The following is a 13,799-nucleotide window of genomic DNA, read 5'->3' as shown; positions in this document are numbered from 1 at the left end:
GCTAGGCCGCCGTGAGTTCCTCACTCCGCTCGGCCGAGCGCTGCTGCTCCTTCAGGCGCCGGCGCCGGAGGACGACCAGACCGAAGAAGAGTGAGACGACCATCGTCGCGGCCATGATGGCGAGGAAGCCCCAGGGGCCGACCAGCGGGCTGACGATGAGCGGGATGGCGGCGGCGGTGACCAGGCCACCGCCGAAGAAGGGCTCGAACACCAGCTGCTTGTACCCGAAGGCCGGGTAGGCGGGGGTCCTGACCTCGGGGTCGACCACGCGCATGAGCACCATGCCGGTGGCGGTGACGCCCAGGGACTGGCCGAACTCGCCGATACCGCGCTCGAACCAGTAGTTGGGCATGATCTTCGGCGCGAGGAAGAGGAAGGCGAACAGGCACCAGAGGATGCCCGACACCGACAGGATCGCGAAGGCGGCGAAGTTGTCGGCGATGGCCTGGAGGGACAGCGTCGCCATGGCGGCGATGACCAGCACGTCCAGGGACAGCCCCTGGATGCGCTCGATCGACTGCTCGTCGACGATCTCGTTCTTGTCGAACCGGTCGATGAACAGCTGCACGATGATGCCGCCGATCATCGCCAGCGGGAAGAGCGGCACGTAGGCCATGATCTCGATGCTGTCGGCCCACACCAGCTGCTCCACCCACTGGAGGGCGGACAGGATGAGCTGGCCGATGAGCACCGCGAGGCCGACCAGGCCGAAGTGCAGGGTCAACGGGTCCATGGAGGAGGGGTGGACCGTCATCATCGAGCCGGCGGTGCGGTTGTCCCGCTCGACCAGACCGGCCTGCTCGCGGTCGGTGCCCCTGTTGCCGGAGCTGATGACGTTGGTCTTGCCGCGCCGCACACCCCAGTTGATCAGGATGATCCCGATGACCACCCCGGAGAGCAGGCCGATCGTGGCCATGCCCAGCGCCAGGTCCTGGCCCTCGGCCCAGCCCACCTGCTCGAAGGTGTCGCCCAGGCCCGCGGCGGTTCCGTGCCCGCCCAGGAAGCCGATCTCGATCAGGGCGCCGGAGATCAGCGGGACCCCGAAGAAGGGCGCCAGAACCAGCAGGGCCAGCAGCAGACCGATCACGTACTGGCCGCTGGCCACGGTGATGCCGAAGGAGAGGTTGGGTCCGGCCAGGTCGACCGCCTCGCGCATCTTCGGCATGCGTTTGCCCAGGAAGAGGCTGGCGAAGACCACCGAGATGAGCAGCCCGGGCAGTGAGGACCAGACGGACATGATGTCGACGCCGAAGAGCCCGCCCTCGGCGGCGCGTTCGGCGAACCGCACCGCGATACCGCGGTCGGCCAGTGCTCCCATGGCCCGACCGAAGAGGTCGGGGCCGAGCAGCAGCGCGATGCCGCCGCCGATGATCGAGCTCGGCAGGTACAGCCTCTGGGTCAGCTTCCAGCGGACCCGGACGAGTTTGGAGACCAGGAGCAGCACCCCCAGGAGGAGAAGTGCCAGTCCTACGGTGTTAGGGGACATGCCTGCCTTTCATGACGCTCCCGTGGCCGTGCGGGGGGTCAGGCCACGCCAACGAACGCGACGAAGCGCGATCAGGGCATGCGGACGCACAGGTGGTGTCGCTGGAGTGGGTGGAACGCGCAGGAAAGGGTCAGATAACGCGAACCCGGGGGAAATCCTACACACAGTCACGACTGCTCTGAGACACCCCTCGATCACGCAGGCGGACATGGAGCTCGGATAACGGTCGCCTCGCTCGCGGACACTCTGGTCAGTGGAGGGGCCCGGGTCCACGGATCGGCCGCCAGTGGCGCGTTCACGGTCCGTCGTCCCGTTCTGGGGCGACCGGGCGGTACCCGATACCCGTGGCCTCACACACCGTGCGGGACGGTGGTCCCGGTGAGGATGATCATGTCCGGGCCGTGCCGCGCTGTCAGGTCCGATCGGCTCCGAAGACGTCCCTGGCCACGTCGCGCAACCTCCGGTGGAGCAACTCCGCCGGTCCGGTCACACCGTGACCGTCGTCCCGCTCGCGACCCGCACCCCGGTCCGGTCCGGCACCGTCCGAGCCCGTGCGCCCCCGCGCCTCGGCGGACCGCCGCGCGCGCCCTCCGGCCCCCTCTGTCCCCGCCACGGGGGCACCCGTGCCCCGGGGCGGGGCACCCTCCGCCGCGTACTCGGGCCCGGTCCCCGGCTCCGCATGATGCTCGGGCCGACGCGGGCCGAGGGCGCGGCGGACCGCCGCCACCGTGTCCGCGCTTCCGTGCGGCCAGACCTGCCACCGGCCCCGGCAGCGCCGTGACAGCGCGCGTCCCACCTCGGTGGTCGCGCCGCCGAAGACCGCGCCCAGCAACTCCGCCTCCCGCGACGCCCGCACGACACGCCCCACCGTGTCGGGCTCGGACTCCACCGAAGGCTGGTACCACGTGACGGCCGCGACCAGCCAGCGCGTGCCCGTGCGCGGTTCCCGGCCCTTGGCCCGCTCCTCCAACGACCGCCGTCCCACCACCCCGGTGCTGGTGCCCCAGGGCAGGTCGTTGAGCGCGCAGGCCACCGCCCACCTGGTCCGTGCGCGCCCCGACCTGTCCCGGGGGGCGTCCGCCGTCTCCGGACTCGGCCACCACAGGGAGGCGTCCTCCGTACCCGCCCAGGCCTCCGTCAGCGCGGCCAGACGGCGCTCGGCGCCCAGACGCCGCCAGGCCCCGGCCTGTTCGGAGAGCACGACGCGACCCCGGCGGGCGCCGAGGAGGCCGAGGACCGCACCGGCCTCCAACCAGACCCGGGCCAGGTCCTCGTCGCCCTCCACCACCCGGGAGAGGCGCCGCCGCTCACGTGGGGCCAGCAGGCCGTCACCGCGCAGGGCGGGCGGCTGCTCGGCGACCGCGTCCAGCAGTCGGACGTCGGCCCGGGCCAGCGCGGTCAGGGCACGCCGTGCCCCCTCGACCACGTCCGCGCGGCCGCCGGGCATCACGTGTTCCACCGGGACCCCCACCACCGCCTGCGGCCCGGGGTCGAACGGCCAGGGGTGGGTGGAGCGGACCGCCAGCGCCACCTCCCTCGGCATGACGAACCCCGTTCCGGGAGACTCCGCGGGCAGCAGGAGGCCGCGCTCGATCATCCAGTCGAGGTCGGGGTCCCCGGTGCCGTCCGCCGGGAACCGGATCGGCTCCCCGCCGACCCGGGTGAGGAACGCGGGGGCCTCCCTGCCGAGGAAGGCGTGGTCGAGCAGTTGGTGCGCCACGTCGCCATCGGCCGTGCGGCACAGGTCCCGGACGCGCCCGGTCGTTCCCAGCACGCGCACGATCGCCTCGGTGAGGGCCCCGCGCCCGCCCGTCGGGTCCAGACCGAGGGTGAGGGCGATCCGGCGCACCCCGGCCAGGTCGAGTTCTCCCAGTCCCACGGCGGCCGGGGGCGGAACCCGGGGCAGGCCGAACTGCTCGAACGCGTCGTCGGGCAGGTGGTAGCCGCCACGACCGTCCGGCCAGAGCAGTGCCAGGCCGACGAGGTCGGCGACGGTCTCCTCGGCGCGCACCCGCGCGAGGCCCGGGCGGTCGGCGTCCAGGCGTGCCAGCAGCGTCTCGTGGTCCACCGGCGCCGGCAGTCGGGGCCGGGGCTCGCCCGCACCGGCCCTCGTGGCACGGAGACGCTGCCTGTCCTCCGCCGCGCCCACGGCCGCGTAGAGGACCTGGTGGTGGGCGAGGGTCAGCCGTTCGAAGGCGCCGGGCCGGTAGGCCAGGATCGGCAGCAGGTACAGGAGGGTCTGCGGGGTGGCGCGAGCGTAACGGACCACGCCCTCGGAGAGGGTGGCGAGGAGGTCGGCGACCCGTTCGGCGGACAGGGATCGGACATGCGACTCCAGCGCTGCGCGACGGTCCATCCCACCAGCCTAGGCATCACACGGCCGCACCGCCTCCCCCGCGTCCGGTTCTGTGGACGACCACCTCCCGGGTTCGTACCGATCTGCGCGAAACGGCCCCGCCGCACCGCGCCCGGACGGTACAAGAGGGGTCACGAGGACCTGCGGAACACTCCCCCGACCGAAGGTCCGCAGACGACCCCCGAAAGGAAACCGGGAGCGGACATGCCCTCTCATGACCCGTCGAACCCGGAGCACCCACCCCTCGCCGCAAGGCCCGTGTCACTGCTCCCCTCCGACGCCCTCGCCCGCATGGCGCTGGACTCCCCCCTGCTCTGCGACGCCCTCAGCCTGGCCCGCTGGAGCGCCCCGGCCGTCCCCGTCACACCGCACGGGGTGCCCGGCATCGACGACGCCCGGACCGCCATCACCCGGTTCGCGCTCTGGCCGCCCGATCTGCCCTGCCTCATCACGGAACGGGCCACCTGGCTGGGCGGACTCCACTCGGTGGCCGAGGTCGCCCACTTCGTGGTCCCCTGGTCCGCCGCGCTGCGCCTGGGCCTGGTGGAGATCGACGACGCCCACGCCCGCCCGGCTCCTGAGCTCGAACGCCGGGCGCGTGATCCCGAGCAGGTCCTGGACTGGTGGTTCCGGGAGTTCGAGCACACCATCGAGCACGCCCGGGGCGACCTCGATCAGACGGAGCCGCCCGTGCCCGGCACCACCGGCCCGGACCTGCTCCCCGGGGTTCTGCGCCACCTCTACGAGGCCCCGGACGGCTCCCGCCCCGACCTGGACACCCTCGCGCGCGAGGCCCTGCTCTCCCCGGCACGGCCGGCCCGGGCGGCCGAACGGCTCCTGCACGTTCTGTGGCAGCTCTCCGACACCGGGGCGGTCGCCCTGGACCACCGCCCCTCCGCCGCACAGGGTCCGGGCGGGCACGGTCACTGCACCGTGGAACTCACCGCACTGGGCCGCTACGGGGTCCGCCGGCTCCTACTGGAGGTCGGCATCCACGCCCCTCTCGTGGACACGCTCGCCGAGGCCGGGGCCGCGCGCTTCCTGGACGCGCTGTCCGTCCTTCCGTTCGAGGAGCGGCTCACCGAGGCCGGCCCCTGGCTGGACCGGCGCGGGCCCGCCGAGGCGCTCCGGCAGATCAGCGAGGTGGTCTCCGGTCCCGGCCTGGCACTGCGACGATGGGTGGGCACGCAGATCCTCAACACCACCAGTTCCGAGCTCGAACCCGAGCTGCGGTCCCTGCTGCACTCACCGCGCCCGGCCGTGGCCAGCATGGCGGCGGTGGTACTGCTCTCCTCGGGGATGCTCACCCAGCGCGGTATCGACCGGGTGCTGGGCGAGCACGGCCCGTGGGTGGTGATCGACATGATCGCCGCGGCGATGACCCCCGACAACGAGGACCTCACGGAGTTCCTGACGGCGCGGGGGACTCCCGACGTCCAGCGGAGCGTGCTGGAGGACCCGGACCCGGTCCGCCTGGCCGCGCACCCGGACACCCTGCCCGTCCTGGACGCCCTGGCCCGGCACCATCCCGACCCGGGTACCGCCGCCCGGGCGCGCGAGTTGGCCCGGCGCCTGCGCGAGCGGCGCTGACCGCCGGGCGTCCGCCCCGGGGCGGACGTCAGTCACCGAGGGCGTCGAGATAGACCCAGGCGCCCTCGTGACGGCGGAACCGGCTGTGCTCGCGCAGCTCGTGGTCGCGACCGTGCTCCCGGTAGAGGGCACGGAACTCGACCGTCCCCTCCTTGTGGAAGGGGGTGCCCTCACTGGTACCGACGACGTCCAGTCGCACCCACTCCGTTTCCGGGTCCAGATCGACGTCGTCCGGCCGGGTGTCGGGGTGCCAGGAGCGGAGCAGGTAGGCCGCGTCGCCCACGGCGAAGGCGCTGTACCGGGAGCGCATCAGTTCTTCGGCGGTGGCCGCCGTCGCCAGCCCCGCGTGCAGTCGTCCGCAGCACCGGCCGTAGGTCCCGTGCCCGCAGGGGCAGGGCCGGTCGGCGGGCGGGGGCGAGGGCGAGGGCGGGTGTGGCTTGCGCTTCGACATGCCTCCATTGTGGCGGTACTCCGGTTCCCGCGCGGCCGGGAGCCGCCGCCCGTCGCGGAGCCTCGGGGAGGCCGGGGCGGGAGGCGGGGTGTCGTCCGGGAGGTGGGGCTGGCCGTGCCGGGAGAGGTTCCGGCACGGGCGGCCCGGTGAGCCTAGGCTCCGGGGCGGTGGGGGTGGCGCGGGTCGTGGGGCGGGAGCGAGCGGGGAGGAGGACCGTCATCGGGTGCCGGTCGCGGACGTGGGATCGGGAGTACTTTTCCTGTGCTCGTTTGCGTGTCCATCCATGGGAACCGTACCCAGAACACCCGGGTGCATAAAACCCGATATCACCTCTTCCCCTCCTACCCTCCCTTTTCTGATACGGAGGAGGACTGCTCCCGGAAACGGTTCCATGAGGTCAGGACGGGGCGCCCGTGTTCCGTTCCGAGAGTGCTGATCGCCCCGGTGTCGAGTCGGAACAGGGCCCCCGCGGCGGGCGGAAGCCGCAACCTCCTCGCGGTGAGCACCCGCAGGAGGTGGCCGTGGGCCACCAGCACGACGTCACCGTGTTCGAGGGCGGGAGCGACGGCGTCCAACACCCGGTCCGCCCGCACGCCGACCTGCTCCGGGCCCTCTCCCGGGAACCCCTCGCCACCGACCGGCACCCCGTCGGTCCACAGGTTCCAGTCCGGCCGCTCGCGGCGGACCTGGGCGGTGGTGATCCCCTCGTAGGCCCCGTAGTCCCACTCCACCAGGTCGGGATGGGTCGCGGCACCGCTGAGCCCGGCCAGTTCGGCGGTGCGCGCGGCGCGGCCCAGGGGGCTGCTGAGCACGAGGGCGAACCGGCGGCCCGCCAGCATCGGGCGTACCGCCCGCGCCTGCCGCTCGCCCTCCTCCGTCAGGGGGAGGTCGGTGCGCCCGGTGTGCCGCCCCGCCCTGCTCCACTCGGTCTGACCGTGCCGTACCAGTACCAGTTCTCCCATTCCGGCCTCCTTCCCGACCCCCGGTCAGCGGATTCCCCCTCGTGGGGAAAACCTCCGTGGCCATCGTCGGAAGAAAAGCCGCGACAGCGACCGAAAACGATCCATCACTGCGAAAGGGACACCCTTCTCGGACGCCGATAGGATTCGGCTCGACGCACCGGCACGAACGCGGGACACCCCGGGAGGAAACGAAATGCCCACCGTTGACTGGAATCGCCGGACCTGGGGCGGAACGCACTCCTGGGAACGGAGCGGCGACGAATGGGCGCACATGGCCGCCTACTGCGGCCAGCCCTACGAGGAGTGGAAGGCCGCGTTGGTCGGGGAACTGCTCGTACCGGGCGCCACGCGGGGCACCAGCCTGGAGATCGGCCCCGGGCACGGCCGTTGGACCGAACACCTGTTGGAGCACGCGGACCAGGTGTGGATCGTCGACGTGAACGAGAGCTGTCTGGACCGCTGTCGCGAACGGTTCGACGGCCACCCCGGGCTCCGCGTCCACCACACACCCGGCTCCTCGATGGACCCCGTCCCCGACGCGTCGGTGTCCTTCGTCTGGTCCTTCGACGTCTTCGTCCACCTGGACCCGGACGTGGTCGTCGGATACCTGTCGGAGATCGCCCGTGTGATGGCCCCTGGGGCTACTGCGGTGATCCACCACGCGGGCAAGCCCGACTGGACGCTGCGGCTGGCGCCGGTGCTCCGCAGGGCCGGTCGTCCCGGCAAGATCGTCCAGCGGTGGCTGAGTCAGCGCCGGTGGCGCGACGACGGCAACCGCTCCGACGTCTCGCCCGAGGCCTTCGCCCGATGGGCGGGTGAGGCGGGGTTGGAGGTCACCGGGCAGGGTTCCTCGTGGGGTCCGGACGGCCGGTTCACGGTGGACAAGTACCGTGACTGCGTCACCCGGCTGCGCAGGCCGGTATAGGGGGCACGAGGAGGCCCCGGTCGCCGTCGTACGGTGACCGGGGCCTCCTCGTGGAGGGCGGCGCGCTAGGCGGCGGCCTCGGCGGCGCGCTTGGCGACGCGTTCGGCGCGCAGGTCGCGGGCCTCGTCGGGGTCGAGCACCGGAGCGGCGGTGAGCAACTGCTTCGTGTAGTCGCTCCGCGGGTTCTCGTAGACCGAGTCGCTGTCGCCCATCTCCACGATCTCGCCCTTGCGCATGACGGCGACGCGGTCGCTGACCTGGCGCACGACGGCCAGGTCGTGGGCGACGAAGATGTAGGTCAGGCCGAAGTCGTCCTGGAGCTCGGAGAGCAACCGCAGCACCTGGTCCTGGGTGGACACGTCCAGCGCGGACACCGGCTCGTCACAGATGATGAGCTTGGGCTTGAGGATCAGAGCGCGGGCGATGGCGATGCGCTGGCGCTGGCCGCCCGAGAAGGCGTGCGGGAACCGGTTGTAGTGGTTGGGCTCCAGCCCCACCCGCTCCAGGAGCTCCTGGACCTGGGCGCGGATCTTCGCGCCGTTGCGCTCGCCCTGGACCCGTAGTGCGGTGCCGATGCTCTCGCCGATGGTCAGGCGCGGGTTCAGTGAGGAGTAGGGGTTCTGGAACACCATCTGCACGTCGCGGCGGAGCGGACGCAGCCCCCGCTCGGACATGTGCGTGATGTCCTGGCCGTCGAACTCCACGGTGCCCTCGGTGGGCTCCAGCAGGCGCATGACCATGCGCGACAGGGTGCTCTTACCGGAACCGGACTCGCCCACGATGCCCAGGGTCTCGCCCTTGAAAAGGTCGAAACCGACCCCCTTGACCGCCCAGAAGTCGGTCGCCTTGCCCCACATGCCGCCGCGCACCTTGAATCGCTGGGCCACGTCCACCACCCGGAGCAGCGGCTCGCCCTCACGGTCGGGCGCGGCGGGGGTGAAGGCCTCGAAGTCGCCCGGGCGGGTGACCGCGCCCTCGCGCTGGTCCCGTTCGATGCGGTCGGCGCGGTCCTGGGCGCGGCGTTCGGCCCGGGACAACTCCACGCGCGGTACGGCGGCCAGCAACGCCTGCGTGTACGGGTGCTCGGGCGCCGAGAGCACCCGGCGCACGTCACCGCGCTCCACGGCCTGGCCGTGCCGCATGACCACGACCTCGTCCACCGAACCGGCGACCACCGCGAGGTCGTGGGAGACGAGGATCAGGGCCATGTTGAGGTCGCGGCGCAGCTCGTCCAGCAGGTCGAGGATGCGCGCCTGGACGGTGACGTCCAGGGCGGTGGTGGGCTCGTCGGCCAACAGCACCTTGGGGTCGCACATCAGACCCATGGCGATGACCACGCGCTGGCGCATACCGCCCGAGAACTCGTGCGGGTAGGAGTTGATCCGCTTCGCGGGCTCGGGGATACCGACCCGGTCCAGGGCCTCCACCGCGCGCTGCCTCGCGGCCGCCTTGCCCGCCTTGGGGTGGTGCACCAGGTAGGCCTCGACCAGCTGGTTGCCGATCGTGTACTGGGGGTGCAGCGACTGCATGGGGTCCTGGAACACCATCGCGATGTCGTTGCCCCGCATCGACCGCAGCCTCTTGTCGCTGGCGGTCACCACGTCCTGCCCCGCCACCTCGATGGCACCGGTGATCCGGGCGCGACTGCCCCGGTGCAGACCCATCAGGGCCAGCGAGGTCACACTCTTGCCGGAACCCGACTCACCCACGATGCCCAGCGCGCCACCGGCGGGCACCTCGAAGGAGAGGCCCTTCACGGCGTGGACGTCGCCGTCCATCGTCGGGAAGGTCACCCGCAGGTCATCCACGCGCACGACTGCGTCAGAGGCAGCCGATGCCGGTCCGGTCGAGGCCATGTCACATTTCCTTCAGTAGAGCTGGTCTGGTGTCAGCGTTCGGGCGCTGGGGCGAGTGCGGCGCGCCCTACCTGGCGATGCGCACCCTGGGGTCGACGACCGGGTACAGGAGGTCGACGATCAGGTTGCAGACGACGATGAACACCGCGCCCAGGAGCGTGACGCCCAGGACGACGGGCAGGTCCTTGGCCACGATCGAGGTGATCGCGTAGGCACCCACGCCGTTGAGGGAGAACACCGTCTCGGTGAGGATCGCGCCACCCAGGACCATGCCGATGTCCAGACCCAGAATGGTGACGATGGGGGTGAGGGTGGGGCGCAGGGCGTGCTTGAAGATCACCTTGCGCTCGCTCAGGCCCTTGGCCCGGGCGGTGCGGATGTAGTCCTCGTTGAGGGTCTCCAGCATGCCCGCGCGGGTCTGCCGCGCGTACTGGGCGGCGTGTAGGAACGCCAGCGTCACCCAGGGAAGGAACATGACCTGGAACCAGGCCACCGGGTTCTCGGTGAACGGCACGTAGCGCGAGACCGGGAACAGGCCCCACTCGTGGACCAGGAAGGCCAGGGCGAGCAGACCGGTGAAGTAGATGGGCAGGGAGACGCCGATGAGGGCGACGCCCATGGCCAGGCGGTCGAAGATGCTGCCCTTCTTGACGGCGGAAAGCACCCCGACGGCCACGCCGCCGACGACCCAGATCACCGCGGCGCCGAGGCCGAGGGACAGGGTGACCGGGAGGCGGTCGAGGAGCTGCGGCAGCACCGGAGAGTTCGTGGTGAAGGAGTAGCCCAGGCACGGGGCCGCGCACTGGACCGTCTCACGGCCGAAGGTGAACTCCTGGCCGAGCACCAACGTGCGGATGAAGTCGATGAACTGGACCGCGACGGGCTGGTCGAGGCCAAGGCGCTCCACGGTGGCGTCGAGCGCCTCCGGTGTGGGCGCCTTGCCCACGTACATCGCCGCCATGCCGTGCGGGGTGACGCCCGCCCACCTGGGCAGGACGTAGAAGATCCAGAAGGTCACCGCCGTGACGACGGCGAGAAGCAAGAGACCCGCACCAAGGCGGCGGAGAACATAATTCAGCATCGCGGTCGGCGGCGGGGACACCCGAGGGATCGCCTCGGGCTCCCCGCCGCTTTCACCTGCCTTCTCGTACTAGTTCAGGCTGGTACTTCGGGACCTAGCCCCGGTCGACGCCCAGCGCCATGAAGTCGTACATCATGTACGCGGGGTGGTAGTAGGCGTTGGTGAGCTCGTCGGAGCGGTAGATCAGCGTCTTGTCGAAGACCACCGGCAGGATGGCGGCGTTCTCCATGACGAGGGTGTCGATCTTGCCGTAGAGGTCGGCGCGCTCCTCCGGGTCCTCGGTCTTGAGGGCCTCGTCCCACAGACCGTTGATCTCGGGGTCGTCCAGCTCGGAGGTGTTGAAGTTACCGGTCTCCATGATCGCGTCGCCGTGCGTGATCTTGGAGGCGAAGCCGTAGCCGCTCGGCCAGTCCGGGCCCCAGCCCGAGACGCTCAGACCGATGTTGTTCTCACGGACGTAGTCCTGCGAACCGGCGTACTGGCCGAAGAAGTCCCCGGACGGGAACGACTTGATCTCGACGTCGATGCCGACACGGGCCAGGGACTGCTGGAGCGCCTCGGCGGTCTGGACGTCCTTCTCGCGCTCGGTGCGGACCGCGATGTTGGTCTTGAAGCCGTCGGACTCGCCGCACTCGTCGAGCTTCTCCTGGGCCTTCTCCAGGTCACCCTTGTGGTCGTCCGACGGGTACAGGTCCGCGTCGGTGTTCGAGCCGGGGATGGCCGGGGGGAGCAGGCTGGTGGCGCGGTCGCCACCGGTCGCGCCGCCCCAGGCGCGCCACATGCTGTCGCGGTCGGCGGCGTACATGATCGCCTGGCGGCAGGCCACGTCCTCGATGATCGGGAGGTGGATGTTGACGTAGCGCAGCGCGCCGGAGTACGGGTTGTCCAGGTTGCCCTGGGCGCCCTCGTCGTCGAGCAGGCGGGCGTTCATCGCCGGGCCCACGCCGGTGCCGGCGAGGTCCACGTCGATCTCACCGCTGAGCAGGCGCTCGTCGATCTCGTCCTGGGCGACGCCGAGCTCGACCTCGATGCGGTCGGGCAGGGCCTGGCGGACCGGGTCGGTGTCGCCGTCCCAGTGCTCGTTGCGCTCCAGGTTCAGGCCGACACCGGGCTCGTACTCGCCGTCGAACTTGTACGGACCGGAGGAGACGACCTTCTCCTGGTACAGGGCCTCACGGTCGGCGTCGATCGGCACCGGGGCGGTCTGCGGCTGGGTGAGCACGTTCGGGAACTCGGCGAAGGAGTCCTTGAGGTGGAAGACCAGCGTGTAGTCGTCCGGGGTCTCGATGGAGTCGAAGCCCGCGAGCGGGTCGTCACCGTTGTCGTAGACGTTGTGGTCCGCCTGGTCCAGGTGCGCCTTGAAGTACTGCGGGCCCTCGGTGAACACGCCGCCGTTGAAGTTGGCGCGGGCGATGCCGTACTTGATGTCCTGGGCCGTGATCTCGGAGCCGTCCTCGTACTTGAGGCCCTCCTGGATCTTGACGGTCCACTCGGTGAAGTCCTCGTTGGGCTCCGGCAGGTCCACGGCCATGTCCGGGATCAGGTCGGTGGCCTTGTCGCCCGGCTCGGGGTTGAAGGCGAGGAGCGTACGGGCGTAGTAACGGGAGAAGTTCCAGTTGAACGCGTAGTACGTGTTGCCCGGGTCGGTGGAGTCGAAGTCCGCCGCGAGGGCGTACTTCAGGGTGCCGCCCGACTTGTCCGAGGCGTTGACGACCTCGGTCGAGCCGAGGTCGAAGCTGCCCGCCGAGTCGGAGTCGCCGCCACCGGTGGCGGCGCCACCGCAGGCGGACAGGAAGAGGGACGCCGCCGCGCCGAGCGCGACGAATCCGAGGGTGCGCTTCATCAAGGAAGTACCTCTCTGAACCTGGTGTGGGATGGTCGGACCATGGGTTGACCGGTGTCCGGGCGGGGACGGGAGACGGGCCTCCCCGCTCGGGGTTGGGTCAGTCCGAGGTCCGGGGGTCGAAGGCGTCGCGCAGGCCGTCACCGAAGAGGTTGAACGCCAGAACGGTGATGAAGATGGCCAGACCGGGGAAGATGATGAAGTAGGGCGCCGTCTGGTAGAAGGGCACCGCTTCGGAGAGCATCTTGCCCCAGCTCGGGGTGGGCGGGTTGATGCCGACGCCGAGGAAGCTCAGAGCCGCCTCGAACAGGATGTTCGTGGGGATCAGGAGCGTGGAGTAGACGATGATCGGCGTGACCAGGTTCGGCAGGATCTCCTTGAAGAGGATGTGCCGGTTGCTGGCGCCGAGGCTCTTGGCCGCCTCGACGAACTCGCGCTCGCGCAGGGCGAGTGTCTGTCCGCGGACGATGCGGGCGATGTAGGGCCAGTTGAAGAACCCGATGATGAAGACGATGACGCCGATCCGCAGACCGTTGCCGGACAGGCCGAGGACGCCGTCGGGGATGACGCCGACCAGGGCGATCGCGAACAGCATCAGCGGGAAGGCCAGGAAGATGTCCATGGCACGGCTGATGACGGTGTCGACCCAGCCGCCCTTGTAGCCCGCGATGATGCCGAGCAGGGTGCCCAGGGCGACGCAGACCAGCGTGGCCAGGAAGGCGACCAGCAGGGAGATCTGGGCCCCGTAGAGGATGCGGCTGAACAGGTCGCGGCCGGTGGTGGGCTCGACGCCCAGCAGGTGCTCGGAGCTGATCCCGCCCCAGCGGTCGATACCCAGGTCCGGGTTCTCCGGGTCGAGGTAGGGAACGCGGCGGCTCGGGTCGATCAGGTCCTGGTTGAACTGGGTGGGCGGGTGCCCGAACAGCTTCACCAGGAAGGGCGCGAAGATCGCGGCCAGGATGAGCAGGACCACGACCAGGCCGGAGACCATGGCGACCTTGTCACGGCGCAGCCGCTGCCAGGCGATCTGCCTCAGGGACCGATTGTCGGCGTCGCTGCGACCCGAGGCCGAGGCGCCGGGTACCGAGTCGACCGTCTCGGCCGACTCAGGGGCATGCGAGGGCGCGCTCATCAGGCCACCACTCTCCACTCATACGCTTCTGGCCGAGGGGACCGATCCCACACGTGAGCCGCTCGGGGGGTGACCCTTCCGGGTCTCACGGTGGGGCCTGCCGGTTCTCGACTCTGG

General features: G+C 70.8%; 10 protein-coding genes. 2 read left to right on the top strand and 8 right to left on the bottom strand.

Annotated features, from left to right (window positions below; translation table 11 throughout):
• Position 1 precedes the first annotated feature (1 nt).
• Together ACFYL4_RS10190 and ACFYL4_RS10185 are read right to left on the bottom strand one after the other, a co-directional pair.
• Positions 2-1,486, bottom strand: a complete 1,485-nt coding sequence (locus ACFYL4_RS10190) for a sodium/glutamate symporter (RefSeq protein ID WP_387518012.1) — start codon at positions 1,484-1,486, stop codon at positions 2-4.
• Between the two features lie 412 nt (positions 1,487-1,898).
• Positions 1,899-3,842: a hypothetical protein gene (locus ACFYL4_RS10185; RefSeq protein WP_387518010.1), complete on the bottom strand. Its 1,944-nt coding sequence runs from the start codon at positions 3,840-3,842 to the stop codon at positions 1,899-1,901.
• Between the two features lie 204 nt (positions 3,843-4,046).
• Between ACFYL4_RS10185 and ACFYL4_RS10180 the strand changes: the two genes are divergently transcribed.
• Positions 4,047-5,432: a hypothetical protein gene (locus tag ACFYL4_RS10180; RefSeq protein WP_387518007.1), complete on the top strand. Its 1,386-nt coding sequence runs from the start codon at positions 4,047-4,049 to the stop codon at positions 5,430-5,432.
• 28 nt (positions 5,433-5,460) lie between these two features.
• Here ACFYL4_RS10180 and ACFYL4_RS10175 read toward each other — a convergent pair whose 3' ends face one another.
• Entirely contained in the window at positions 5,461-5,883 is a 423-nt protein-coding gene (locus ACFYL4_RS10175) for a YchJ family protein (RefSeq protein ID WP_387518005.1), read from the bottom strand.
• Between the two features lie 341 nt (positions 5,884-6,224).
• A complete protein-coding gene (locus ACFYL4_RS10170; RefSeq protein WP_387518002.1) occupies positions 6,225-6,845 on the bottom strand; it encodes a histidine phosphatase family protein in 621 nt (206 codons plus the stop codon).
• 193 nt (positions 6,846-7,038) lie between these two features.
• On the opposite strand from ACFYL4_RS10170, the gene ACFYL4_RS10165 reads away from it, so the two are divergent.
• A complete protein-coding gene (locus tag ACFYL4_RS10165) occupies positions 7,039-7,770 on the top strand; it encodes a class I SAM-dependent methyltransferase (protein WP_357766709.1) in 732 nt (243 codons plus the stop codon).
• A gap of 65 nt (positions 7,771-7,835) precedes the next feature.
• Here ACFYL4_RS10165 and ACFYL4_RS10160 read toward each other — a convergent pair whose 3' ends face one another.
• From ACFYL4_RS10160 to ACFYL4_RS10145, 4 genes are all read right to left on the bottom strand, one after another.
• Complete coding sequence (locus ACFYL4_RS10160) at positions 7,836-9,626, bottom strand: ABC transporter ATP-binding protein (protein ID WP_387517998.1); 1,791 nt, start codon at positions 9,624-9,626, stop codon at positions 7,836-7,838.
• Between the two features lie 67 nt (positions 9,627-9,693).
• The gene (locus ACFYL4_RS10155; protein WP_357770033.1) at positions 9,694-10,707 is read right to left on the bottom strand and encodes an ABC transporter permease; all 1,014 of its coding nucleotides are present in this window, start codon (positions 10,705-10,707) and stop codon (positions 9,694-9,696) included.
• 94 nt (positions 10,708-10,801) lie between these two features.
• Positions 10,802-12,553, bottom strand: a complete 1,752-nt coding sequence (locus ACFYL4_RS10150) for an ABC transporter substrate-binding protein (protein ID WP_357770034.1) — start codon at positions 12,551-12,553, stop codon at positions 10,802-10,804.
• A gap of 97 nt (positions 12,554-12,650) precedes the next feature.
• A complete protein-coding gene (locus tag ACFYL4_RS10145; protein WP_357770035.1) occupies positions 12,651-13,682 on the bottom strand; it encodes an ABC transporter permease in 1,032 nt (343 codons plus the stop codon).
• Between the last annotated feature and the right edge of the window lie 117 nt (positions 13,683-13,799).

This window comes from Nocardiopsis sp. NPDC006938 (assembly GCF_042869555.1).
Taxonomy (GTDB): Bacteria; Actinomycetota; Actinomycetes; order Streptosporangiales; family Streptosporangiaceae; genus Nocardiopsis.
The sequence above is the reverse complement of the archived record's forward strand: the minus strand, read 5'-3'. Positions and strand labels throughout refer to the sequence as shown.

Coding starts and splice junctions, on each gene's coding strand:
- ACFYL4_RS10190 (WP_387518012.1), bottom strand. CDS start 1,486: ATGTCCCCTAACACCGTAGGACTGGCACTTCTCCTCCTGGGGGTGCTG.
- ACFYL4_RS10165 (WP_357766709.1), top strand. CDS start 7,039: ATGCCCACCGTTGACTGGAATCGCCGGACCTGGGGCGGAACGCACTCC.
- ACFYL4_RS10155 (WP_357770033.1), bottom strand. CDS start 10,707: ATGCTGAATTATGTTCTCCGCCGCCTTGGTGCGGGTCTCTTGCTTCTC.
- ACFYL4_RS10170 (WP_387518002.1), bottom strand. CDS start 6,845: ATGGGAGAACTGGTACTGGTACGGCACGGTCAGACCGAGTGGAGCAGG.
- ACFYL4_RS10160 (WP_387517998.1), bottom strand. CDS start 9,626: ATGGCCTCGACCGGACCGGCATCGGCTGCCTCTGACGCAGTCGTGCGC.
- ACFYL4_RS10180 (WP_387518007.1), top strand. CDS start 4,047: ATGCCCTCTCATGACCCGTCGAACCCGGAGCACCCACCCCTCGCCGCA.
- ACFYL4_RS10145 (WP_357770035.1), bottom strand. CDS start 13,682: ATGAGCGCGCCCTCGCATGCCCCTGAGTCGGCCGAGACGGTCGACTCG.
- ACFYL4_RS10185 (WP_387518010.1), bottom strand. CDS start 3,842: ATGGACCGTCGCGCAGCGCTGGAGTCGCATGTCCGATCCCTGTCCGCC.
- ACFYL4_RS10175 (WP_387518005.1), bottom strand. CDS start 5,883: ATGTCGAAGCGCAAGCCACACCCGCCCTCGCCCTCGCCCCCGCCCGCC.